Genomic DNA, 23,825 nt, shown 5'->3' on the forward strand with positions numbered 1-23,825 from the left:
CGTATGGGCGCCCATTCTGAATCGGGCGGCAGGAGCATCTAGCGCATGGGCGCCGACGAGATCGAGTTGAAGTTCCTCTGCGAGCCGCAGGATGTGACGGCCCTGCTGGCCGCCGCCCCGCCAGGGCTGGAGGAAACCAAGCAGTTCACGGCCGTCTATTTCGACACGCCGGACGGCCACCTGCAGGCCGCCCACGTCTCGTTGCGTCTGCGGGAGAGCAACGGCAAACGCGTCCAGACCCTGAAGCGTGGCGACGGTTTCGCCCGCGAGGAGCACGAGGCCAAGGTCTCCGGCGACGCCCTGAACCTGACCATGCCGGCGGTGAAGGCGGCCCTCAAGCCCGCCCAGCGCAAGGCCCTGGAGCCGGTCTTCACCGTTCGCGTCACTCGCCAGCAGCGGACCTTCACCTATGCGGGGGCGCAGATCGAGTTGGCCCTCGACCAGGGGGACATCACCACGGGCGACAAGCGCAGCACCCTGTGCGAGCTGGAGCTTGAGTTGAAGTCGGGCGACCCGGCGGCGCTCTTCGCCCTGGCGCGCCAACTTTCGGTGACCGCGCCGCTCTATCTTTCCTTCGACGGCAAGGCCTCGCAGGGCCAGGCCCTTCGCGCCGGGACGGAGCGCGAACCCCGACGGCACGACAAGGCGCCCCTGCGCCGGGGCGGGACGGCGGGCGAGGCCTTCCAGACCATCGCCCGCAACGCCCTGGTCCAGATCGCCGCCAACGGCCTGGTGCTGCGCGAGGCCGAGAGCCAGGACGCCCTGCACCAGCTCCGCGTCGCCGTGCGCCGGCTGCGCAGCGCCATGAGCACCTTCAAGGCCGTGGTTGACGATCCGCGGCTGGCCGACCTGAAGGCCGAACTGAAATGGCTGTCGGGCGCCTGCGACGAGGCCCGCGACCTGGACGTCTTCGCCCAGGACAATCTGGAGATCGCCGGCGACCGGACCCCGCTGGCCCCCAAGATCGCCGCCGCCCGCGCCCAGGCCCATGCCAAGACGGCCGCCGCCGTCGCCTCCAAACGCTTCCGCGACCTGGTGCTGGAGACCACCGCCTGGGTGGAGACCGGCGCCTGGCGGAGCGGGGATCGCGCTGGCCGCTCGGCCCGGGACTTCGCCGCCAAGGCTCTGGACCGCCGCTGGAAGAAGCTGCTGAAACTGGGTCACGACCTGCGGGCCCTGGACGACGCGGGCCGCCACACCGCCCGGATCGCGGCCAAGAAGCTGCGCTACGCCGCCGAGGCCTTCGCCCCCCTGTTCACGGCGCAGCCCGGCCGCCGGTACATCAAGAAGCTGAAGGCGTTGCAGGACACCCTGGGCGACCTCAATGACGCCGCCGTGGCCAAGACCCTGGTGGCCAGGCTGGCCACCGATGACTCCGACGCCGCGCGCGACCTGATCTCGGCGCGCGACGCCAAGCGGCCAAAGGCCCTGAAGGCGGCGGCCAGACAGATGAAGGCCCTGACCGAGGCCAAGCCGTTCTGGCGGTGACCGCGACATATAAAGATATCTTTATATCACAGTTGCAGGCTTGCCCGTGCGCGGCTATAGAGCCCGCAATTGCATTCGCGCCGACAGGAAGCCCTGATGACCGACTATGTCGTGAAAGACATCACCCTCGCCGACTTCGGTCGCAAGGAAATCGAGATCGCCGAAACTGAAATGCCGGGCCTGATGGCCGTCCGCGCCGAGTTCGGCAAGGCCCAGCCGCTGAAGGGCGCCCGCATCGCCGGCTCCCTGCACATGACCATCCAGACCGCCGTGCTCATCCAGACCCTGGAAGCCCTCGGCGCCGAAGTCCGCTGGGCCTCGTGCAACATCTTCTCCACCCAGGACCACGCCGCCGCCGCCATCGCCGCGGCCGGCACCCCGGTCTTCGCCATCAAGGGCGAGAACCTGGTGGAGTACTGGGAATACGCCCACCGCATCTTCGAGTGGCATGACGGCGGCTATCCGAACCTGATCCTCGACGACGGCGGCGACGCCACCCTGCTCTGCGTGCTCGGCCCCAAGGCCGAGCAGGACATCAGTGTCCTGGCCAACCCGCAGAACGAGGAAGAAGAAGCCCTGTTCGCCGTGATGAAGCGGTACCTGAAGGAGAAGCCCGGCTTCTATTCGGGCATCCGCGACGCCTGCAAGGGCGTGTCGGAAGAGACCACCACGGGCGTCCACCGCCTGTACCAGATGTCGGAACGCGGCGAGCTGCCGTTCCCCGCCATCAACGTCAATGACAGCGTCACCAAGTCCAAGTTCGACAACCTCTATGGCTGCCGTGAGAGCCTGGTGGACGCCATCCGCCGCGGCACCGACGTCATGCTCTCGGGCAAGGTCGCCGTGGTCCTGGGTTATGGCGACGTGGGCAAGGGCTCGGCCGCTTCGCTGCGCAACGGCGGCGCCCGCGTCATCGTCACCGAGATCGACCCGATCTGCGCCCTGCAGGCGGCCATGGAGGGCTACGAAGTCCAGACCATGGAAGACATCGCCGACAAGGCCGACATCTTCGTCACCGCGACCGGCAACAAGGACGTCCTGACCGTCGATCACATGCGGCGGATGAAGAACAACGCCATCGTCTGCAACATCGGCCACTTCGACAGCGAAATTCAGGTCGCCGGCCTGAAGAACTTCAAGTGGGACAAGATCAAGGATCAGGTCCACCACGTCGAGTTCCCGGACGGCAAGAAGATCATCCTGCTGTCGGAAGGCCGCCTGGTGAACCTGGGCAACGCCACCGGCCACCCCAGCTTCGTGATGAGCGCCTCCTTCACCAACCAGACGCTCGCCCAACTCGAGCTCTGGACCAATGGCGCCAAGTACGAAACCAAGGTCTACACCCTGCCCAAGCACCTCGACGAGAAGGTGGCCATGCTCCACCTGGGCAAGCTCGGCGCCAAGCTGACCACGCTCTCCAAGGACCAAGCCGACTATATCGGCGTGCCCGAGGCCGGCCCGTTCAAGCCCGATCACTACCGCTACTAGGTTCCAGCCTTCGTCATCCCCGGCGCCGGCGATTCTCCAGTCCGCCGAGCCCCCCAAGCGCCGGGGATGACGTTTTGTTTGTTGAGCTAGCGCCGCCCTGTGGGCTCGGCTAACAAGCCTGCCATGCCGCTAGCGCTCGTCATCTCCAGTCATGTCGCCGCCAGCCGTGTCGGCGGGACCGCCCAGGCCCAGGCCCTGGCGCCCTTCCGCATCGACACCATGGTGGTGCCCACCGTCCTCTATGGCCGCCACCCCGGCTGGGGCGCCCCCGGCGGGGCCTCGGTTCCGGTGGAAGCCATCGAAGGCATGCTGGACGGCATCGAGGCCAACGGCCTGTTCGCCCAGACCGACCTGGTGCTCACCGGCTATTTCGCCTCCGCCGCCCAGGTTCGCGCCGCCGCCCGCGCCATCGACGCCGTGCGGGCCGCCCCGCGCGAGACCGGCGTCCGCAAACCCATCATCATCGTTGATCCCACCATCGGCGACGCCGGCAAGGGCCTCTATGTCGCCGCCGACGTGGCCGACGCGGTGATCGGCGAGCTGGTCCCCCGCGCCGACATCGTCGCCCCCAACGCCTGGGAGCTGCAGCGCATGACCGGGGCCGAGACCCGCGATCCGACCCAGGCCCTGCACGCCGCCCGCCTGCTGGGCCGCCCGGTGATGGTGTCGTCGGTGCAGCGCGGCGGCGAGATCGGGGTGATCTATGCCGACAAGAAGGAAGCCTGGCTGGCCGCCCATCCCCGCGCCGACAGCGCTCCAAAGGGCACCGGCGACCTGCTGTCGGCCCTGTTCGGCGCGGCCCTCATCGATGGGCTGACCACCTCCTACGCCCTGGCCCGCGCCGTCGGCGGGGTGGCCGAGACCATCAGCGCCGCCCAGATCTGGAACGCCGCCGAACTGCCCGTCGTGGCCATGGCCCAGAGACTGAAGGCCGCGTCGCCGACGGTGCGCATGGAGCGGCTGATCTGACCGAGATCTTCGGAACCTGCGCCCCCGTCTTCTACGCGGTCCGGGAGGCCTTCGAGGCCAACTTCGCCAGGGGCGAGGAGTTGGGCGCGCGGTTCTCCCTGGTCCGCAAGGGCGAGGTTCTGGTCGACCTCTGGGCCGGGTTCGCCGACCGTCAGCGCACGCAGCCCTTCAGCGACACGACGCTCACCAGCATCTTCTCCAGCACCAAGGCCATCGCCGCCCTGCTGATCGCCCGGCTGGTGGACGCCGGTAAGCTGGACTACGGCCAGACCGTCGCCAGTGTCTGGCCCGAGTTCGCCGCGAACGGCAAGGCCGCTATCACCGTCGAGCAGGCCATGAGCCATCAGGCGGGGCTTTCGGGGTTCCCAGATCCCATGGAGCCGTCCCTGTGGTTCGACTGGAACGCCATCTGCGCCAAGCTGGCGGCCATGGCGCCCCTGTGGCCGCCCGGAACCGCCAGCGGCTATCACCCGGTGACCTTCGGCTATATCGCCGGGGAGATCTTCCGCCGGGTGGACGGCCGGACCATGGGAACCGCCCTGCGCGAGGACCTCGCCGTCCCCTTCCGACTGGACCTGTGGATCGGCCTGCCGGACGCTGAGCACGGCCGCGCCGCCGACATGCAGCGCCCCAAGGGCCCGGCGAAGTTCGGGGAGATCAACGAGGCCACTCGGGCGGCCTTCCTCACCCCCTGGTCCTCCGCCGGCGGGCGCGGTCAGGCCGAGTGGCGGCGCACGGAGATCCCCTCGGCCAACGGCCACGCCACGGCCCTGGCGCTCGCCCGCCTGTTCGGGGCCCTGGCCGATGACGGCTGGCTGGACGGGGAGGTCATCCTGTCGCCGGCCTTGATCGCCGAGGCGTCCCGCGAGCGTATCGGTGGCCAGGATCTGGTCCTGCCCTTCGAGATGAGCTGGGGGGCGGGCTTCATGCGCAACGCCCCGGTGAAGGTCTGGGGGCCCGGGGAGCAGACCTTCGGCCACTCCGGCTGGGGCGGTTCCTGCGTGTTCGCCGACCCGCAGACGGGGCTGGCCGGGGCCTATGTGATGAACCGCCAATCCACCGACCTGATCGGCGACCGCCGCCCCAAGGCGCTGATCGAGGCGGCCTACGGGTCCTTATAACGCCGCTCGCCCGGGCGCAGGCCCGGGGCCCAGTTTCACCTCCGACCCTGGGTGAGGATTCCCATGTTCGTGTGGTTCGTGGACAACCGGATGGGCCTCGACGCCGTGAGGGCTTCAAGACTTGGAACCACGAACCACACGAACCACACGAACGGGCGGGCAACTACGAGCGCCCGGCATGCATTGGGTCCCGGCCTTGACGGCTTCGCGCCGCCGCTTCGCGGTCGCCGGGAGGCGCGGTGGAGCGGCTAAGCCACCACCGGGCTGGGCAGGGCGCGGCTCCGGCGCCAGGCGCCGTAGGTGAAGACCGCCGCCCCGCCCCAGATGAAGATGAAGGAGATCGCCCGCAGGGGAGTGAAGGCCTCGCCCTGGGTCACGCCGATCACGAAGGCGATGGTGGGGCCGATGAACTGCAGGAAGCCCATGAACGACAGGGGGATCCGCCGCGCCGCCCAGGCGAACAGCACCAGGGGCACCGCCGTGATCGGCCCCGAGGCGATCAGCCAGGCGACGGTGGCGGGGCTGGCCAGGAAGTGGCCGCCGCCCTGGCCCTCCAGCCACAGCACGAAGAAGAAGCTGGGGATGGCCAGCAGCAGGCACTCGATGAACAGGCCGGTCTGGGCGTCGGCCGCCACCTGCTTGCGCACCACGCCGTAGCCGCCGAAGGAGAAGGCCAGGGCCAGGGAGACCAGGGGCAGGTGGCCCAGGGCCACGGCCTGGATGATCACGCCCACCACCGCCAGCATGATGGCGGCCACCCCGATGCGGTCCATGCGCTCGCGGAACAGCAGGGTTCCGGCGGCCATGTTGATCAGCGGGGTGATGTAGTAGCCGAGGCTGGATTCCAGCACCCGGCCGGAATTGACCGCCCAGATGAAGACCATCCAGTTGACGGCGATCAGCCCGGCCGAGAGAGCCAGCCAGGCCAGCACCTTGGGCCGGCGGAAGACGCCCACCACCTGGGCCCACTGGCTGGCGAGCAGCACAAAGATCAGGGCCGTCGGCGCGCCCCAGATGGTGCGGTGGGCCAGGGTCTCCCAGGGGCCGACGCCAAGCTGGCCGATGGCCTGGAAGGCCAGGGGCACGAACCCCCAGATGAAGTAGCAGAGGATCCCGGCCCCCAGCGCCGTGCGGTCGATCGAGGCGGGCTGGGTCACGGGCGGAGCTTTCGAAGCGTCAGCGTCTAGCGGGTTTCCTACCTAGGCGCCGCTCGGCCTACGGCAAGAGTCATTCGCGCAACCCCTCGCGGAGTCCGGACCGGCAATCTCGTGTCACCTGCTCTCCCACTTGTGGGAGAGGGTAGGGGAGAAGAGGCGCCTTAAGCGCTGGCGATGGCCTTGGTCTTGATCAGGCCACGCTCGTGCAGGAGCTGAGCGATCTGGACCGCGTTGAGGGCCGCGCCCTTGCGCAGGTTGTCGGCCACGACCCACAGGTTCAGGCCGTGCTCGACGGTGGGGTCGTTGCGGATGCGGCTGACATAGACCGGGAACTCGCCCTGGGCTTCCTTGGGCGTCATGTAGCCCTGGTCGTTGCGGCTATCGATGACAATCAGGCCGGGGCTCTCGCGCAGCAGGTCGCGGGCCTCGTCCTCGTCCAGGTGCTCGTGGAACTCGACGTTCACCGACTCCGAGTGGCCCACCATGACCGGGACGCGGACGCAGGTGACCGTCAGCTTGATGGCCGGGTCGATCATCTTGTGGGTCTCGTTCCACATCTTCTGCTCTTCGTCGGTGTAGCCGTCGTCCTGGAAGGCGCCGATGAAGGGGATGACGTTGAAAGCGATCTGCTTGGGGAACTTCTTCGGCGGGGTGGCCCCCAGCACGAAGACGTTCTTGGTCTGGTCGAACAGCTCGTCCATGCCTTCCTTGCCGGCCCCGGAGACCGACTGGTAGGTCGAGACCACCACCCGCTTGATCTTGGCCCGGTCATGCAGCGGCTTGAGCGCCACCACCAGCTGGGCGGTCGAGCAGTTGGGGTTGGCGATGATGTTCTTCTTGTGCGCCCAGAGCACGTCGTCGGGGTTCACCTCCGGCACCACCAGGGGCACGTCGGGGTCCATGCGGAAGGCCGAGGAATTGTCGATCACGATGGGACCGGCGGCGCCGATCTTCGGCGACCATTCCTTGGAGAAGGCGCCCGACACGCTCATCAGCACCACATCGACGGTGGAGAAGTCGAACTGCTCCACGTCCTGGCACTTGATGATCTTGTCGCCGAAGGACACCTCGACGCCAATGGAGCGGCGGCTGGCGATGGCGTGGATCTTGTCGATGGGGAATTGAACCTCCTCGAGGATGTTCAACATTTCGCGGCCCACATTACCCGTGGCGCCGACGACGGCTACGCGGTAGCCCATCGGGGTCTCTCCTCATCTCAAAGCGGAGCGTTCCGTTACGCTCCTGGCGTTGAAATCGCAAGGCGAGCGCCCCGATTGATCCTCAGGAGGACCCCATGACCCAGGAAACCGGAATGCCCTTCGCCAATCTCATGGGGGTGGAGATCGTCGAGCGCGCCAAGGACAAGGTGGTGGGCCGGCTGCTGGTGCGGCCCGATCTCTGCACGGCCGGAAACATCCTGCACGGCGGCGCCTTCATGGCCTTCGCCGATGCGCTCGGCGCCATCGGCGGCCACCTGAACCTCGTCCCCGGCTCACGCACCACGACCATCGAGAGCAAGACCAACTTCCTCGGCGCGGCCCGGGAGGGGACCACCGTGACCGGCGAGGCCACGCCCCTGCACATCGGCCGTTCGTCCAGCGTCTGGCAGACGCGGATCACCGGCGAGGACGGCCGGCTGGTGGGCCTGGTGATCCAGACCCAGATGACCGTGGCCCTGGCAGGGGACGCCAGTCTGGCTGCTCTCACCCCTTCCCAGGCATCTGAGCCCGGCAAACGGCGGAGACCTGATCGGGGGTGACGCTCTTACCCGCGCCCAACGCGGTGAAAAGGATCGGAAGTCGCAGGACCGGCCGTGCGCCAGGCCACGCCCAGGACCTCGGCAGGTCAGGCTTCGCCGGCCATCGCCAGGATCGCCTTCCACTCCGCGGGCTCCACGGGACAGACCGACAGACGGAACTGCCTGAACATCTTCATGTCGGCGAGCTTCGGGTTGGCCTTCATCCGGGCCAGGCTAACGGGCTGTTTCAACAGGCGGACCGGGGCGACCTCCACGGCCACGAAGCGTCCGGCCGGGTCGCTGGGATCGAGGAAGGCCTCGCGCACCACCCTGGCGATCCCCACCACCTCCAGCCCCTTCTGGGAGTGGTAGAAGAAGGCCTCGTCGCCCACCTTCATGGCCTTCAGATAGAGGGCCGCCTGGTTGTTGCGGACACCGTCCCAGACCGTCTTGCCGTCGCGGACCAGGTCCTCATAGCTGAACGTCTCGGGCTCGGACTTCATCAGCCAGTGGGCCATCTGCGCATTCCCTTGCCGTGTGCTCGCGATATCGCCGTCCAAGGCGGCGCTTGGCAAGGCGCATCCGGGGCGGGCCTTCACGCGTAGCTCCGGCATGATCGATCGCCGCTTCCTGCTCGCCGCCGGCCTGGCCGCCCTGCCCGGTCTCGCCTTCGCCGCCACCCCGGCCAACCGCCGCCTGGTGTTCAAGGTCCTGCGCAACGGGACACAGATCGGCGAACACCAGATGAGCTTCGCGGGCGACCCGGCCTCCCCCACGGTCACCACCGATGTCCGCATGACCGTGAAGCTCGGGCCCGTCCCCGTGTTCCGCTATCGCCATCACGCCGTCGAGCGGTGGAGCGGCGGCCGCTTCGTTAGCCTGGAGACCACCACCGACTCGAATGGCAAGGCCGAGCGCGTCTCGGCGCGGCGCACGGACGGCGGCGTGGTCATCGAGACCGTCAAGGGCCGGACGAGCGGCTCGGCTGGCCTGCGCCCCTTCACCCATTGGAACCCGGAGGTCCTGTCAGGCCCCCTGTTCAATCCGCAGGGCGGGAAGATCCTGAAGGTCACCGTCCGGCGCGTCGGCGCCAACCACTGGGCGGTGCGTGGCGAGGCGGAGATCGACAACTGGTACGACGAAGCCGGCGTCTGGACGGCCCTGAAGGGCAAGCTCGAGGACGGCTCGCGCATCGAGTACCGGCGCGCCTGATCTTCCAGCTCCCGCCAGGCGGGAGCCCTCTGGCGCCCACAACGCAAACCTGTACCTTGGGTTGAGTCGCCGAGGGGGGTGAGTTGTCGGGTTTACGTGATGCGCTGAGCTTGGCTCTTGCGCTGGCCTTCGCGCCGCTTTGCGCCGCCGCCCAGCCGGCCGCCGCCCCCCTGTTGTCGCAGCCCCTGCCGCAGGATCCCGCCATCCGGCGCGGTGTGCTGCCCAATGGCCTGCGCTACGCGGTTCTCAGCAATCCGACACCCAGGGCCGGCGTCTCGGTCCGCCTGGCGATGGACGTCGGCAGCTACGAAGAGACCGACGCCGAGCGCGGGGCCGCCCACTTCGTCGAGCACCTGGCCTTCCGCGCGACGCGCAGCTTTCCCGAGGGCCTGCTCGAGGCGACCTTCGCCCCCATCGGGGTGGGCTTCGGCCGCGACCACAACGCCACGACCACCCTGCACACCACGGTCTATCAGCTCGACCTTCCCGACACCGAGGACCAGCACCTGGACCTGGCCTTCCGGTGGCTCAGGGACGTGGCCGACGGCCTGACCTTCGACCCCGCCGCCACCAACCGCGAGCGCGGGGTCGTGCTGGCCGAGAAGGAGGCGCGCAACAGTCCGGCGGCGGCCGTCCAGGAGGCCATGACCCGGTTCCAGGGCCCGGAGCTGCGCTCGACCCTGCGCGACCCGATCGGCACGGACGCCGTCCTCAGGTCGATCACCCCCGAGGCGCTGAAGGCGTTCCATTCGCGCTGGTACCGGCCGGAGAATGCGGTGGTGGTCGTTGTGGGCGACCTCCCCGCCGAGGCGCTTGAAGCCCGGGTCAAGGCGGCCTTCTCCTCCTGGACCGCCGCCGGCCCGCCGGCCCCGCCCCCGCCGCCGGGCCGGCTGGACGCCAAGCGGGGCGTGGAGGCCGTTACGACGGCCGCCGCCACGCTTCCGACCACCCTCACCGCCTGCCGGGTGAACCTGATTCCGCCGGCCTCGGAGAGCGACGTCGCCAGCCTGCGCCGCCGCGCCCTGCGCGACATGTGGCGGCACGTGATGGACCGCCGGATGACCCAGGCCAAGCTGCGTGAACCGGGATTGCTCGGAGCCGTCATGGTGTTCTCCGACGACCGGCGCGACGCCCAGAGCGCCTGCCTGCTGATCGTGCCGGCGGGCGAGGCCTGGGAGGCCGCCTTGGCCGCGTCGCAAGGCGAACTCCGGCGCTTCGAACGCGACGGCCCCACCGAGCTGGAGACGGAGCAGGCCCTGCGGAGCCAGCGCGCCAGCCTGCTGTCGGCGATCACCCAGGCCCCGACCCGCAATTCCGGCCTCCTGGCCACAGCGATCGCCGAGAGCGAACTGGAGCGCAGGACCGTTATGGCGCCCCGCGAGGCCCTGCGGCTGTTCAACCTGGCCATGGAGGACGTGACCGCGGCCGATGTGAAACAGGCCTTCCGCCTCGACTGGGCCGGCGCCGGCCCCCTGCTGGGCGTCACCGCGCCGAAGCCGCCCACCGGCGAAGCCTTGGTGGCCGCCTGGACCCGCAATACGAGCGGCGACGCGCCGTCGACCTATACCGACACCAAGGTCGCCAGCTGGGCCTACGGCCCCCTGCCCGCCGCGGGCAAGATCGCAAGGCGCGAGACCCTGCCCGACTTCACCCGCATCCGCTTCCAGAACGGCGTCGTCCTGAATCTGAAGAAGACAAGCTATGAGGCCGGCGCCATCCAGATCTGGATCCAGTTCGGCGCGGGCCGCAGGGAGATTCCCAACAAGGTCTATTTCGCCTCGCACCTCGCCGCCGGCCTGTTTCCCTATGGTGGGGTGGGGCGACACAGCTTCGAGGAGCTTCAGGCCCTGTTCGGCTCCGCCGCTCCGGCCTTCGACATGGACGTCACCGACTACAGCTTCATCATCCGGCACACCGCCTCAACCGATGACCTGATCTACCGGCTGCGACTCCTGTCGGTCTACCTGTCCGATCCCGGATTCCGGGACACCCTGGACGCGAAGATCCCCACCGCCCTGGACATGACCTACAGGACCTTCCGGACCAATCTGGGCCTCGTGGTCCGGCAGGCCCTGGCCGAGGAAGTCGATCCGGGCAGCTCGATGATCATCCCGACCGCGGCCGAGCTCGGCCCGATGGGGTCTCGCGAATTCTCGGGGATGCTGAAGGCCGCCGTCACCGAGGCGCCCCTGGACATCACCCTGGTGGGGGACTTCGACGAGGCCGAGGCGATCTCCCATGTCGCCCAAACCTTCGGCGCCTTGCCCCCGCGGGCTCTGACGGACAGGGTCCGGGCCGACACTTCCTATATGCGCTATCCGCGGACCGCGCCGCCGGAGATCCATACGGTCCATGACGGCCCCGCCGATAAGGCCGCCGTCGCGGTGATCTGGCCGCTCTATGTCGCGACACCGGCCCGACGCCGCGAGGAGTACGCCCTGCGGACCCTGGCGGAGATCTTCAACAACGAGCTGCGCCACAGCGTCCGGGAACGGCTGGGCAAGACCTACGCCCCCCAGGTGGACGCCTCGACGCCCGACGACGCCGACCAGGGCGAGCTGGCGGCCTTGGTGGAAACCTATCCGGCCGACCTGAACATGGTGCGCGACGAGATTCTCACCGTCGCCGCGCGGCTGGCCGCGGGCGGGATAACGCCCGACATGCTGGAGGCGGCCCGCGCGCCGGAACTCACGCGCTGGCGGACCGCGATGCGGACCAACAGCTGGTTGACGAGCGCCCTGAGCGGCTCGTCGATCAATGACCAGAACCTCAGGGACGCCAGGGCCTATGACGCCATGATCTCGGCGGTCACCCTGCAGGATCTCAAACAGGCCGCCGCCACCTGGCTCACCCGCGCCCCGTTCGTGATCACCGCCCTTCCAGCCGCCACGCCTCAGGAGACCGCAAGGTGACAAGGCTTTCCCTCGCCGGGGCCTCCGCCCTGGCCCTCGTTCTGCTGGCTTCCGCGCCGCCGGCCCTCGCCCAGACACCTCAGGACGCCGCGGCCTGCGAAGACGGCGCCAAGCTCGGTCTCGAGGCGAGGCTGCAGGTCTGCGACCGGGTGATCGCCACCGCAACGGCCGCCAGCGCCGCACAGGCCCATGTCACCCGCGCGCACCTGCTGGTGGACGCCGGACGCCCGGAAGAGGCCGAGGCGGACGCCGAGGCCGCGGTGAAGCTGTCGCCGGACGACCCCCAGAGCCTGACCACCCGCGGGGTCGTGCGCTACGAACTGAAGAAGTACGACCTGGCCCTGGCCGACTTCGACACCGCCCTCAAGCGCGACCCGAAGAACGGTGCGGCCCACTACGAGCGCGGGTTGCTCTGGCACTTCGGCAAGAAGGACCTGGCCAAGGCCCGCGCCGACTACGACGCCGCCATCGCCGCCGACCCCAAGAGCTGGCGGGCCTATTACCAGCGCTCCTTCCTCGTCCGACAGGACGTTCCGGCGGCCGGGCTGAAGGATCTCGACATGGCGGTGAGTCTGGCGCCGACGGCGCTCTACCTGCGGCGTGACCGGGGCGCGCTGCTGGAGGAGATGGACCGGCCGGACGACGCCATGGCCGACTACAACGCCGTGCTGCGGGCTGATCCGCAAAACGTCCCGACCCTTTCCTATCGGGCCTATCTGAAATCGGCGCAGGGCGACGCCAGCGGCGCCCTGAAGGACGCCGACCGGGCCATCGCCGCCGATTCCTCCGACGACACCGGATACCAGGCCCGGGGCTATCTGCTTGACCAGGCCGGCGAGCTTGCGGCCGCCGCCCAGGCCTACGAGGCGGCCACCAAGCTCTCCCCCGCCGATGTGGACGCCTGGGTCCGGCTGAGCCGCCTGCACCGGCGGCTGGAACGCTATGACGCGGCCGCCGCCGATATCGACAAGGTCCTGTCGCTGGAGCCCAGGAACGCCCGGGCCCTGTTCGAGCGCGCCATGATCCTGGGCGCCCGGGGCGAGGCCGCCAGGTCGGTAGCCGCCTATGACGCCGCGATCGCGGTCGAGCCCTCCTCGTGGGCCTATTTCAACCGCGGCGCCCAGCGTTCGAAACTGGAGGACCACAAGGGCGCGCTGGCCGACTACATCAAGGCCGCCGAACTCGACCCGAAGGATCCCGACCACCTGTCCTCCCAGGGCTACGAATACGGCATGCTCAAGCAGCCCGATCAGGAGCTGAAGCTCTATGAGGCGGCCCTGGCGCTGAAGCCCGACCACCCCGACGCCCTGCTGAACCGCGCCATCGTCCTGGCCGAACGCCAAGACTGGGCGCGGGCGCTTCCGGCCTATGAGCTGGTGGTGAAGGCCCTGCCCGACCGGGCCGACGTGTGGGTGGCTCTGGGCGAGGTCCGCCAGGCCCTGGAAGACCAGAGCGGCGCCCTGGCCGACTATGACCGGGCGCTCAAGATGGACCCCGCCAACCTCCGGGCGGCGTCCGATCGCGCCGAACTGTTGCGGACGATGGGCCGCTATCCGGAGGCGGTGGCGGCCTACAGCGCGGCCCTGCGTCATCATCCCGCCGAGGTCGACCTGATGGTCGGTCGGGCGCGGGCGCTGAAGTCCAGGGGCCAGGACGACGCCGCCCTGGCCGACTTCAACGCCGCGGCGAAGATGGACCCGACCTCGGCCTACGTCTTCAACGAACGGGGCCGCTACCATCTGGCCCAGGAGCACAGCGAGCTCGCCCTGGCCGACTTCGATACGGCGATCGCCGCCCACCCTGACTATGACGCGGCCTATTTCAACCGCGCGCTCGCCTATATGGGCGAAGGCCGGTACGACCCCGCGATCCGCGATCTCAACAGCTATCTGAAGATGGTCCCCGGCGACGCCGAAGCCCTGTCCGAGAAAGGCGAAGTCTATCGCCAGATGGGCGACCACCTGCGGGCGCTCGAGATCCTCGACGAGGCGATCAAGGCCGATCCGAAGGCGGCGCTGACCTGGTGGCGGCGCAGCCTGGCCAAGCAGGAGCTGGGGGACGCCGCCGGGGCCGCCGCCGACCTGGCCCAGGCCAGGCGCCTGGACCCGACGATCAAATAGGGTCGGTCAGAGGGCGGCCAGCACCGCGTCGCCCATCTGGACGGTGGTGAGCGCGCCGCCGAGATCCCGCGTGCGGGCGCCGGTCTCCAGCGCCTTGTTGACGGCGGCGAAGAGTGTGTCGGCCAGGTCGGTGCGGTCCAGCGACCAGCGCAGGGCCATCTCGAAGGACAGTATCGCGGCCAGGGGATTGGCCAGGCCCTGGCCGGCGATGTCGGGCGCAGAGCCGTGGATCGGCTCATAGAGGCCGGGCTTGCCCGCCACGCCGAGCGCCGCCGAGGGCAGCATGCCGAGCGAGCCGGTGAGCTGGGCCGAGATGTCCGACAGGATGTCACCGAACAGGTTGTCGGTGACCATGACGTCGAACTGCTTGGGGTTCTTGACGATCTGCATGGCGGCGTTGTCGGCCAGGATGTGCTCCAGCTCCACGTCGGCGTAGTCGCGGGCGTGCAGCTCGGTGACCACCTGGCGCCACAGCAGGCCCGAATCCATCACGTTGGACTTCTCGGCCGAGGTCACCTTGTTGCGGCGGCCGCGGGCCAGTTCGAAGGCCACGCGGGCGACCCGCTCGATCTCGGCGGTGGTGTAGACCTGGGTGTCGACGGCGCGCTTGCCGCCGCCGGGCAGGTCCTCGATGAAGCGCGGGCTGCCGAAATAGATGCCGCCGGTCAGCTCGCGGACGATCATGAAGTCCAGGCCCTCCACCACCTCGCGCTTGAGGCTGGAGGCGTCGGCGAGCGGCTGGAAGCACAGGGCCGGGCGCAGGTTGGCGAACACCTCCATGCCGGCGCGCAGGGCGAGCAAGCCGGCCTCGGGACGCTTGTCGCGGGGCACGCCCGCCCACTGCGGGCCGCCGACCGCGCCCATCAGCACGGCGCGCGACGCCTTGGCGGTGGCCAGCGCCTCGTCGGTGAGCGGGGTCCCGTGGGCGTCATAGCTCGCGCCGCCGAACAGCCGCTCCTCGACCTTCAGGTCGGGGGCGAGCGCGCTCACCACGCGACGCACCTGGGCGGTCACTTCGGGTCCGATGCCGTCGCCGGGCAGGAGCAGGAGGTCGGTCATGGGAAGAGCCTTGGGGAGAACTTAAAGCGCGCGCTCGGAAGCGGTCTCGTAGGCGAAGAGCCTGCGGTCGCCAACACCGAACTGGGGCCAGGACGCCCGCCAGGTCGCCATATGCGGCTGCTGGAAATGCGCCTCGATGGCGGCCTGGTCGCGCCAGGCCTCGTAGACGCGGATCAGGCCGGGATCGGCCACGTCGACGGCATAGGAATATTCCAGACAGCCGTCCTCGGCCCGGCTGGCGGCCAGCATGGCCAGCATGTGCGGGCGGAAGGCGTCCAGGTTCTCCGGCGGGACGCGGACCGTGCCGGCGATGATGACGGTCACGCCCGTTCCAGCCAGGGCTCGGAGAGGGCCCGCTTGCTCTCATAGACGTCGATGTCGACGGCGGCGGTGAGGGTCTCGCCGATGGCGTCCAGGCCCTGCAGCATCTTGGCCTTGCGCTGCGGATCGATCTGGAAACTGAAGGCCGCGCCCGAGGGCGAGACCACGGTCTGGGCCTCAAGGTCGACGGTGACCACGTGGTTGCCGCCCTTGGCCTCTTCCATCAGGGCCTGGACCTCCTCGGGTTTCAGCACCACCGGCAGCAGGCCGTTCTGGAAGCAGTTGTTGTAGAAGATGTCGGCGAACGAGGTGGAGATCACGCAGCTGATCCCGAAATCCAGCAGGGCCCAGGGCGCATGCTCGCGGCTCGACCCGCAGCCGAAATTGTCGCCCGCCACCAGGACGCCGACGCCCGAATACTCCGGGCGGTTGAGCACGAAGTCGGTCTTCTCCACGCCCTGCTCGTCGAAGCGGAAGTCGTAGAACAGGCCCTTGCCCAGGCCCTCGCGCTCCACGGTCTTCAGGAACTGCTTGGGGATGATCTGGTCGGTGTCGATATTGGCCATGGTCAGGGGCGCCATGCGCGCATCGAGCTTGGTGAAGGCTTTCATCTGAAACTCAGGCGTTCTGCTGGATGATGAGGGCCGGGGCCGAGGGCACGCCCGAGCGCAGGGTGAAGACCTTGGTGCCGGGCTTGCGGCCCGTGCGGACCTCGGAGACGTCGAAGCCGGCCGCGGCGATCCGGGCGCGGGCCGCGTCGGCGTCGGTGACCCGCCAGGCCAGGCCGCCGAAGCGGTCGGGGGCGTCGGACACCGGTGTCTTCAGGCTGGCGCCCATCTCCACCACCGCCGAGCCGCAGCGGAAGAACAGCTGGCGCACGCCCCATTGCTCGTTGGCGCGGTCGAGGCGCAGGTCGAGGCCGAGCTTGGCGCCGTAGATGGCCAGAGCCCGGTCGGGATTGGCGGTGTTGATCACCACGTGGTCCAGTTCACTCACCGCCGAGGCCTCGCTCTCGACGGGCTCCGACAGCGGCCAGGGCTCGCCGCTGCGGGGCGAATCCACCAGCAGGATGTTGAGGCCCCCGGTGTCGGCGGCGTTCAGCGCCGAGGTCGTCCAGTAGCGCTTGCGGCCGTCGTCGTGGGTCGAGCGGGTTGGGCCGGGCGTGCTGCCCCGCAGGCCGCGGCGCTCGGCCAGCTTCTGCGACGCCTCGGCGTTCTCGACCGTGAAGGCGATGGCCCAGATGCCTTCGCCGTGCTCGGCCAGGTGCTTGCGGATGGTGTCGCCGAAGGCGCCCTCGCCGTGCGGGGTGATGACGTCCAGGGCCATGTTGGGCAGCTGGAACCAGGCGTGGCGGGCCCCGCCGTCGCCGCCGATCCAGTTGGGCTCGCGGCCCAGCAGGGCGCGGTAGCCGGCCACCGCTGCGTCCAGATCGTTCACCGCCAGAGCAATGTGATCCAGGGCCGTGATCACGCCATCATCTCCCGGACATCGACGATGTGGCCGGCGATGGCGGCGGCGGCGGCCATGGCCGGGCTCATCAGGTGGGTGCGTCCGCCCCGGCCCTGGCGGCCTTCGAAATTGCGGTTGGAGGTCGAGGCGCAGCGTTCCCCCGGCGCCAGGCGGTCGGGGTTCATCCCCAGACACATCGAGCAGCCCGGCTCGCGCCAGTCGAAGCCGGCCGCCTTGAAGATGGCGTCCAGGCCTTCTTCCTCGGCCTGTTCCTTCACCAGGCCCGAGCCCGGCACCACCATGGCCCGCACGTGAGGCGCCACCAGGCGGCCGTTCAGGAAGGCGTGCTGCGCCACCGCGGCGGCGGACCTCAGGTCCTCGATGCGGCTGTTGGTGCAGGAGCCGATGAACACCACGTCCACCCTGGCCTCGGTGATCGGCTGGCCGGCGGTGAGGCCCATATAGTCCAGCGCCCGCTCGGCGGAGATCTTCTTGTCCGGGGTGGCGAAGCTCTCCGGCGACGGCACGTTTCCGGTGACCGCCACCACGTCCTCAGGGCTGGTGCCCCAGGTGACGGTGGGCGCGATGTCGGCGGCGTCCAGCACCACCTCGCGGTCGAACACCGCGTCGTCGTCGGAGAAGAAGGTCTTCCAGTGGGCGAGCGCCATCTCCCAGGCCGCGCCCTTGGGCGAGGCGGGGCGGCCCATCATGTAGTCATAGGTGGTCTGGTCGGGGGCCACGAGACCCGCCCGGGCCCCGGCCTCGATGGCCAGGTTGCAGAGGGTCATGCGGCCTTCCATCGAGAGACCCCGGATGGCCTCGCCGGCATATTCGATCACCGAGCCGGTGCCGCCCGCGGTGCCGATGGCGCCGACGATGGCCAGGGCGAAGTCCTTGGCGCCGACGCCGGGACCCGGGGTCCCGTTGACGGTGACGCGCAGGTTCTTCGACTTCTTCTGGCGCAGGGTCTGGGTCGCCAGCACATGCTCCACCTCCGACGTGCCGATGCCTTGGGCCAGAGCTCCGAAGGCGCCGTGGGTCGAGGTGTGGCTGTCGCCGCAGACGATGGTCATGCCCGGCTGGGTGCGGCCCTGCTCGGGTCCCACCACGTGGACGATTCCGTTGCGGATATCGCCCATCGGGAAGAACTCGATGCCGTTGTCCTTGACGTTGCGCTCCAGGGTCTGGAGCTGCAGCCGCGCCTCCTCGTCGGCGACCGCGCCCACGCCCAGCGCCTGGCCCTCGGTGGGCACATTGTGGTCGGCCACCGCGAGCGTGCGGTCGGGACGGCGCACGGAGCGGCCGGCGGCGCGAAGGCCGGCGAAGGCCTGGGGCGTCGTCACCTCGTGGATCAGGTGCAGGTCGATATAGAGGATCGCCTCGCCGTCTTGCTGCGCAACGACGTGGGCGTCCCAGATCTTGTCATAAAGGGTCTTGCCGGACATGGGCGGCATGTAGGGTCGCAGGGCCCCCTAAGTCCAGCACCCCGCGACGAATTCCCCGAGGCCCGCGCAAGGATTTGCCTCAGGCTGCGGCTTTTTGGTCGACCGGGAGGCAACCTTGACCCTGAAGCGCGGTCCGAAGCGCGGTTTCCAGGGGTGTGTGGGGCTCCGCGCCGAGGGTTTTCACCAGCTTGGCGTTGTCCAGCAGGACGGTGTTGTCCCAGAGGTAGCGCATCTCGCTGAGTTCGCGGAGCATCTCCACGAAGGGGGCGAGCGCCCGCAGGGCCAGCCAGGGGAAGCGCTTCACCGTCAGCCTGCGGCCCGCGACACGCTCAAGGGCGGCGATCATCTCGTCGCCGGTGATCTGATGACCGCCGAAGTGGTAGGCGGCGTGGTCGGGCAGGGTGGCCTCGATATCGGCCAGCCGCGCCATGGTCTCGGCGAGGTCGGGCAGATAGGCCCAGGCGTGGCGGATTTCGCGCGGGCCGGGGTAGGCGACGCTCTTGAGCGGCTTGTCCTTGGCGACCATCCCCTCGGTCAGGAAGGAGCTGGCGCTGACCGGGCCGAAGAAGTCGCCGGCCCGGACCACCAGGGTCCGCACGCTGGCGCTTTCCAGCCGCCTCTCCATCGCCACGCGGATCGCGCCCTTGCGGGTCCTGGGGTTCTGCGGCGCGTCCTCGGCCATCATCGGAAAGGCGTCGGGACCGTAGTTGTAGACATTGCCGGGGAAGATGATCCGCGCGCCCGTGGCCTTGGCCGCCGCGATGGTGGCCTCCAGCATGGGCACGGCGAGGCCCGCCCAGTTCCTGTAGCCGGGCGGGCTGGCGCCGTGGACGATCAGCTGCGCGCCCTGCGCCGCCGCCGTCACCTCGGCGGCCGACATGGCGTCGCCCTTCACCCATTCGATCGCGTCCAGGCCGACCGCCTCGCGGGCCGCCCGCGCCGGGTCACGATGCAGGCCGCGCACACGCCAGCCATGCACCAGCAGCGCGGCGGCCACCTCCCCGCCCACCGATCCCGTCGCCCCGATCACCAGAGCGCTCTTGTCTGAGGTCGCCATGTCGCCATCTCCTTGAGAGACCAAGACGATCGGCCCCGGGGAGCGCAGACGAAATTGCGGATATCCGTGACTCAGCTATTCATGAGCGCATGAGCGATCCGACCTGGGACCTGTATCAAAGCCTGCACGCGGTCCTGCAGTCTGGCAGCCTGTCGGCGGCCTCCCGCTCCCGAGGCCTGACCCAGCCCACGATCGGACGGCACATCGAGGCGCTGGAACAGCAGCTGGGCGCACCGCTGTTCCTGCGCAGCCCGCGCGGCCTGACCCCCACTGACCTGGCCCACAGCCTCAAGGCTCACCTGGAGGAGATGCACGCCGCCGCCGCCGCCGCCGCGCGCGACGCCTCCGGCGCGGCCGACAGCGAGAAGGGCTCGGTCCGCATCGCCGCCAGCCTGATTGTCGGGGTCGAGGTGCTGCCGCAGATCCTGGCCGGCTTCATGGAGCAGCATCCGGAGATCGCCATCGAGCTGGTGCTGTCCAACAAGATCGAGGACCTGTCGCGCCGCGACGCCGACATCGCCGTGCGAATGGCCCGCCCGACCCAGGGCGCCCTGGTGGCGCGCAAGGTCGGCATGCTCGGGGTCGGCTTCTATGCGACCCAGGCCTATCTGGACCGGCGCGGCGCGCCAGAGAGCCTCGAGGACCTGGAGAACCACACCATCATCGGCTTCGACCGGGAACGCCCGCCCCTGGAGGCGCTCACCAACATCGAGTTTCCGCGCCCCATCACCCGCGAGATCTTCAGTTTCCGCACCGACGACGACGCCGCCCAGATCTCGGCGATCCGGGCCGGCATGGGGATCGGCGGCGTCCAGCATCAGATCGCTCGCCGCGACGGCCTGGTCCCGGTCCTGGCCAACGCCTTCTCTTTCCAGCTCGAATGCTGGATCGCCATGCACGAGAACCTGAAGGGCAGCCGGCGCATGCGGCTGATGTTCGACCACCTGGTCGCGGGGTTCGGCGAGTATCTGGGGCGCAAGTGATGGGCCGTCTTCCGGACTTCCCCGTCGAGGGCGGCTGCGCCTGCGGGTCCCTCCGCTATCGGCTGAACGCGCCGCCGATCGCGGTCTATACCTGCCACTGCACCGACTGCCAGTCCCTGACCGGCAGCGCCTTTTCCATGGCCATGCCGGTGTTCCGGAAGGATTTCGAGATCACCCGCGGTGAACCCGGAAGCTGGCCGCGCAAGGCCAGTTCGGGGACCGTGATCCCCCAGCGCTTCTGCCCGCAATGCGGCGCCCGAATCTTCACCGAACCGCCGGGCGGGCCGCATTCCCTGACCATTCGGCCCGGCACCCTGGACGACACGAGCTGGCTGCACCCGGTCTCGGCCTTCTGGGTGAAGAGCGCCCAACCCTGGGTCCGGTTCGCCGACGATGTCCTGCAGTACGAGACCCAGCCCACCGACTTCACGCCGGTGATGAAGGCGTGGAAGGCTTGGATCGAGGGCTGAAACGAAAACGGCGGCCCCGTCGCCAGGGCCGCCGTTTGAAACTCGTAGGGTCGGAAGACCTAGTCCTCGGCGGTTTCCGCCGGGGTGACGGTTTCCGGCTTGGCCGCGCCGCCGGTGTAGGAGCGTTCGGCGATCCGGGCCGACTTCCCGCGACGGTCGCGCAGATAATAGAGCTTGGCGCGACGCACGACGCCGCGGCGCTTCACCTCGATGGACTCGATCATCGGCGAGTGGGTCGGGAACACCCGCTCCACGCCTTCGCCGAAGGAGATCTTGCGGACGGTGAAGCTCTCGTTGATGCCGCCGCCCTGACGGGCGATGCAGACACCTTCATAGGCCTGGACGCGCTCGCGCTCGCCTTCCTTGATCTTCACGTTGACGCGAAGGGTGTCGCCGGCTTGGAAATCGGGGATCTTGCGGGTGGCGAGAAGGCGGTTGCGCTCTTCGTCTTCCAGCTGCTGGATGATGTTCATCGGGTGGTCCTCTAGGTCTTCGGGCTTAATCGCCCTTTGGCTGTTGATTGGCGGTTCGCCGCGCCCACAAGTCCGGCCGCTGCTTCCGCGTCGTCTCTTCGCGCTGCTCAGCTCTCCATTTCCGCACCAGGGCGTGATGGCCGCTCAGCAGCACCTCGGGGATATCCAGGCCTTCGAACGTCCGCGGTCGCGTATATTGCGGATGCTCGAGGAGCCCGTCCTCGAAGCTTTCTTCACTCAAACTCTCGGCCTGCCCCAACACACCGGGGACCAGCCGTACGCACGCCTCGATCGTCACCAGGGCCGCCGCCTCGCCACCGGCGAGCACCGCGTCGCCGACGGCGACCTCCTCGAACCCCCGGGCGTCAAGCACCCGCTGGTCCACCCCCTCGAACCGGCCGGCCAGGACGATCAGTCCAGGCCCGTCAGCCCACTTTCGAACCCGCGCCTGGGTCAGGGGCTGACCGCGGGCGCTCATATACAAAAGCGGCCGCCCTCGCCGCTCCACGCTGTCCAGCGCAGAGGCGATGACGTCCGCTCGCATCACCTGTCCCGGGCCGCCACCCGCGGGGGTGTCGTCCAGGAAGCCGCGCTTATCCTTGGAAAATCCCCGAATGTCCACTGTTTCCAAGGACCAGAGCCCCTGCTCACGCCAGGCCGTGCCGATCAGCGAAACGCCGAGCGGGCCTGGGAAGGCCTCGGGAAACATGGTCAGGACGGTGGCGTCGAAGGACATCTGCGGCTTTTGGACCATCGGCGTGCGTAATTCTACCGCCTTGCCCGAGCGCCGCTATGGGCCTAATCCAGCGCCTTTCGCACTTGCAGCATATTTCGAGACGCATATGGACACTCCCGAGAGCCTGCCCGAGACCCTGTCGCTGGAGCGCCTGGAACTGAACCTGTTCCGGGGCGTCAGCCCGTCCATGGGACCGGGCCGCATCTTCGGGGGCCAGGTGATCGCCCAGTCCTTGCTGGCGGCCTATGAGACGGTCGAGGACCGGGTCTGCCACTCGCTGCACTGCTACTTCATCCGCCCGGGCGATCCGCGCGTGCCGATCGTCTTCGACGTGGATCGCTCGCGCGACGGCGGCACCTTCACCACGCGGCGGGTGGTGGCCATCCAGAACGGCAAGCAGATCTTCAACCTGGCGGCCTCCTTCCAGGTCCTGGAAGAGGGCTTCGAGCACCAGGCGCCCATGCCTGACGTGCCCGGTCCTGCAGACCTGGAGGACGACTCCGTCAAGCAGCGCAAGATGATGGAGAAGGCCCCGGAGGAGATGCGCAAGATGATGTCGCGTCCGCGGCCCATCGAGATGCGTTCGGTCGGTCCGTCCTCCTGGAGCAAGGGCCCCAAGCCCGCCGAGAACAGCGTCTGGTTCCGCGCCACGGCCCCCATCGGCGCCGACCCGCACATGCACCAGGTGATCATGGCCTATGCGTCGGACATGAACATGCTCTCGACCGCCATGCGGCCGCACCGCGTGGAATGGCAGACGCCGGGCCTGCAGTCGGCCAGCCTCGACCACGCCATGTGGTTCCACAAGCCGTCCAACTTCAACGAATGGCACCTCTACCACCAGGACAGCCCCTCGGCGTCGGGCGGGCGGGGCTTCGTGCGCGGCTCGATCTACGACCAGAAGGGCGACCTCGTCGCCTCGGTCACCCAGGAAGGCCTGATCCGGCTGCGCAAGCCGGACGCCAAGGCCTAAAACCCCGCGGCCAGGTCAGGCCTTGGTGTCCACCGCGTCGCCATCGTGAGCCGCATCATGGCTGGCGTCGTTGGCCGCATAGGGATTGACCGGGGCGCCCGTGGCTTCCGCAGCCGCGGCGCTCGGCCCCGTGGAGCCCTTGGCCGCCACCACCACCATGGCCGGACGGATCAGCCGGCCCAGCAGTTCGTAACCTGGCTGCAGCACCTGGATCACCCCGCCGGCGCCGACCTCGGTGGAGGGCTGCTCCATCATGGCCTGGTGATGGTGCGGGTCGAACTTCACGCCCTTCTCGGGCTCGATCTTCTTCAGCCCGTTGGTCTCGAAGGCGGCCTGCAGCGACTTGGCCGTCATCTCCACGCCGACGACGAAGTTCTTCACCACCGTGTCGGCGCTGTCGGCCGGGGCGGCGGCGAGCGCGCGGCCCATGTTGTCGGCGGCGGCCAGCAGGTCCTTGCCGAACTTCTGGATGGCGTAGGCGCGCGCGTCATTGGCCTCGCGCTCGGCGCGGCGGCGGGTGTTCTCCGCCTCGGCGGCGTAGCGCAGCACCTGCTCCTTCAGCCCCTTGTTCTCGGCGGTGAGGGCCTCGATGTGGTCGATCGCCGCATCGGCGATCTCGTTGACGTCTTCGGCCGGCGTATGATCGTCGGACAT

General features: G+C 69.0%; 23 protein-coding genes. 11 read left to right on the top strand and 12 right to left on the bottom strand.

Features of this window, described 5'->3' with window-relative positions:
* Positions 1-45 precede the first annotated feature (45 nt).
* The 4 genes from Q8N10_RS11235 (at position 46) to Q8N10_RS11250 (ending at position 5,066) form a co-directional block, all read left to right on the top strand.
* A complete protein-coding gene (locus Q8N10_RS11235; protein WP_304779874.1) occupies positions 46-1,488 on the top strand; it encodes a CYTH and CHAD domain-containing protein in 1,443 nt (480 codons plus the stop codon).
* Positions 1,489-1,584: 96 nt separating this feature from the next.
* Positions 1,585-2,976, top strand: a complete 1,392-nt coding sequence (gene ahcY / locus Q8N10_RS11240) for an adenosylhomocysteinase (protein WP_305336614.1) — start codon at positions 1,585-1,587, stop codon at positions 2,974-2,976.
* Positions 2,977-3,099: 123 nt separating this feature from the next.
* Positions 3,100-3,945, top strand: coding sequence for a bifunctional hydroxymethylpyrimidine kinase/phosphomethylpyrimidine kinase (locus Q8N10_RS11245; RefSeq protein ID WP_304776209.1), 846 nt, complete (start codon positions 3,100-3,102; stop codon positions 3,943-3,945).
* Positions 3,942-5,066: a serine hydrolase domain-containing protein gene (locus Q8N10_RS11250; RefSeq protein WP_304776217.1), complete on the top strand. Its 1,125-nt coding sequence runs from the start codon at positions 3,942-3,944 to the stop codon at positions 5,064-5,066. Before Q8N10_RS11245 ends, Q8N10_RS11250 begins: the two co-directional genes overlap by 4 nt.
* A 248-nt stretch (positions 5,067-5,314) precedes the next feature.
* On the opposite strand, the gene rarD is transcribed toward Q8N10_RS11250, so the two are convergent.
* Together rarD and Q8N10_RS11260 are read right to left on the bottom strand one after the other, a co-directional pair.
* On the bottom strand, positions 5,315-6,223 hold the full coding sequence (gene rarD / locus Q8N10_RS11255) for an EamA family transporter RarD (RefSeq protein WP_304776208.1): 909 nt from the start codon (positions 6,221-6,223) through the stop codon (positions 5,315-5,317).
* A 161-nt stretch (positions 6,224-6,384) separates the two neighbouring features.
* On the bottom strand, positions 6,385-7,422 hold the full coding sequence (locus Q8N10_RS11260; protein WP_304776206.1) for an aspartate-semialdehyde dehydrogenase: 1,038 nt from the start codon (positions 7,420-7,422) through the stop codon (positions 6,385-6,387).
* Positions 7,423-7,517: 95 nt separating this feature from the next.
* Between Q8N10_RS11260 and Q8N10_RS11265 the strand changes: the two genes are divergently transcribed.
* Positions 7,518-7,982: a PaaI family thioesterase gene (locus Q8N10_RS11265; protein ID WP_304776204.1), complete on the top strand. Its 465-nt coding sequence runs from the start codon at positions 7,518-7,520 to the stop codon at positions 7,980-7,982.
* A gap of 86 nt (positions 7,983-8,068) precedes the next feature.
* Here Q8N10_RS11265 and Q8N10_RS11270 read toward each other — a convergent pair whose 3' ends face one another.
* On the bottom strand, positions 8,069-8,479 hold the full coding sequence (locus Q8N10_RS11270) for an EVE domain-containing protein (RefSeq protein ID WP_304776202.1): 411 nt from the start codon (positions 8,477-8,479) through the stop codon (positions 8,069-8,071).
* Between the two features lie 94 nt (positions 8,480-8,573).
* Between Q8N10_RS11270 and Q8N10_RS11275 the strand changes: the two genes are divergently transcribed.
* The 3 genes from Q8N10_RS11275 to Q8N10_RS11285 all read left to right on the top strand — a co-directional run bounded on the left by Q8N10_RS11275 (position 8,574) and on the right by Q8N10_RS11285 (position 14,205).
* A complete protein-coding gene (locus tag Q8N10_RS11275) occupies positions 8,574-9,173 on the top strand; it encodes a DUF6134 family protein (protein ID WP_304776200.1) in 600 nt (199 codons plus the stop codon).
* 110 nt (positions 9,174-9,283) lie between these two features.
* Entirely contained in the window at positions 9,284-12,085 is a 2,802-nt protein-coding gene (locus tag Q8N10_RS11280; RefSeq protein WP_304776197.1) for a pitrilysin family protein, read from the top strand.
* On the top strand, positions 12,082-14,205 hold the full coding sequence (locus Q8N10_RS11285; RefSeq protein WP_304776195.1) for a tetratricopeptide repeat protein: 2,124 nt from the start codon (positions 12,082-12,084) through the stop codon (positions 14,203-14,205). The genes Q8N10_RS11280 and Q8N10_RS11285 overlap by 4 nt, the downstream gene beginning before the upstream one ends.
* Positions 14,206-14,211: 6 nt before the next feature.
* Here the strand turns inward: Q8N10_RS11285 and leuB are convergent, their stop codons facing one another.
* From leuB to Q8N10_RS11315, 6 genes are all read right to left on the bottom strand, one after another.
* Positions 14,212-15,264, bottom strand: a complete 1,053-nt coding sequence (gene leuB / locus Q8N10_RS11290) for a 3-isopropylmalate dehydrogenase (protein ID WP_304776194.1) — start codon at positions 15,262-15,264, stop codon at positions 14,212-14,214.
* 21 nt (positions 15,265-15,285) lie between these two features.
* Positions 15,286-15,588 carry a putative quinol monooxygenase gene (locus tag Q8N10_RS11295; RefSeq protein ID WP_304776192.1) on the bottom strand — a complete coding sequence of 101 codons (303 nt, stop codon included), beginning with the start codon at positions 15,586-15,588 and terminating at the stop codon, positions 15,286-15,288.
* Positions 15,585-16,196, bottom strand: coding sequence for a 3-isopropylmalate dehydratase small subunit (gene leuD / locus Q8N10_RS11300; protein WP_304776189.1), 612 nt, complete (start codon positions 16,194-16,196; stop codon positions 15,585-15,587). The genes Q8N10_RS11295 and leuD overlap by 4 nt, the downstream gene beginning before the upstream one ends.
* Positions 16,197-16,203: 7 nt before the next feature.
* Positions 16,204-17,055 (bottom strand): VOC family protein, encoded by an 852-nt coding sequence (locus Q8N10_RS11305; protein ID WP_304776187.1) that lies wholly within the window; start codon positions 17,053-17,055, stop codon positions 16,204-16,206.
* Positions 17,052-18,479, bottom strand: a complete 1,428-nt coding sequence (gene leuC / locus Q8N10_RS11310; RefSeq protein ID WP_304776215.1) for a 3-isopropylmalate dehydratase large subunit — start codon at positions 18,477-18,479, stop codon at positions 17,052-17,054. The genes Q8N10_RS11305 and leuC overlap by 4 nt, the downstream gene beginning before the upstream one ends.
* 79 nt (positions 18,480-18,558) lie before the next feature.
* Positions 18,559-19,536, bottom strand: a complete 978-nt coding sequence (locus tag Q8N10_RS11315; protein WP_304776185.1) for an NAD-dependent epimerase/dehydratase family protein — start codon at positions 19,534-19,536, stop codon at positions 18,559-18,561.
* A gap of 89 nt (positions 19,537-19,625) precedes the next feature.
* Here Q8N10_RS11315 and Q8N10_RS11320 point away from each other — a divergent pair, with 89 nt between their 5' ends.
* Both Q8N10_RS11320 and Q8N10_RS11325 read left to right on the top strand, forming a co-directional pair.
* Positions 19,626-20,519 (top strand): LysR family transcriptional regulator, encoded by an 894-nt coding sequence (locus Q8N10_RS11320; protein WP_304698263.1) that lies wholly within the window; start codon positions 19,626-19,628, stop codon positions 20,517-20,519.
* Entirely contained in the window at positions 20,519-20,989 is a 471-nt protein-coding gene (locus tag Q8N10_RS11325; RefSeq protein ID WP_304776183.1) for a GFA family protein, read from the top strand. The genes Q8N10_RS11320 and Q8N10_RS11325 overlap by 1 nt, the downstream gene beginning before the upstream one ends.
* Before the next feature lie 59 nt (positions 20,990-21,048).
* Here the strand turns inward: Q8N10_RS11325 and rplS are convergent, their stop codons facing one another.
* Together rplS and trmD are read right to left on the bottom strand one after the other, a co-directional pair.
* Entirely contained in the window at positions 21,049-21,462 is a 414-nt protein-coding gene (gene rplS / locus Q8N10_RS11330; RefSeq protein WP_304698266.1) for a 50S ribosomal protein L19, read from the bottom strand.
* A gap of 25 nt (positions 21,463-21,487) precedes the next feature.
* Entirely contained in the window at positions 21,488-22,198 is a 711-nt protein-coding gene (gene trmD, locus Q8N10_RS11335; RefSeq protein WP_304776181.1) for a tRNA (guanosine(37)-N1)-methyltransferase TrmD, read from the bottom strand.
* A gap of 106 nt (positions 22,199-22,304) precedes the next feature.
* Here trmD and Q8N10_RS11340 point away from each other — a divergent pair, with 106 nt between their 5' ends.
* Entirely contained in the window at positions 22,305-23,171 is an 867-nt protein-coding gene (locus Q8N10_RS11340) for an acyl-CoA thioesterase II (RefSeq protein ID WP_304776179.1), read from the top strand.
* 15 nt (positions 23,172-23,186) lie between these two features.
* Here Q8N10_RS11340 and grpE read toward each other — a convergent pair whose 3' ends face one another.
* Complete coding sequence (gene grpE, locus Q8N10_RS11345; protein WP_304776177.1) at positions 23,187-23,825, bottom strand: nucleotide exchange factor GrpE; 639 nt, start codon at positions 23,823-23,825, stop codon at positions 23,187-23,189.

The sequence above is a fragment of the Phenylobacterium sp. genome, assembly GCF_030693625.1.
Classification (GTDB): Bacteria; Pseudomonadota; Alphaproteobacteria; order Caulobacterales; family Caulobacteraceae; genus Phenylobacterium; species Phenylobacterium ferrooxidans.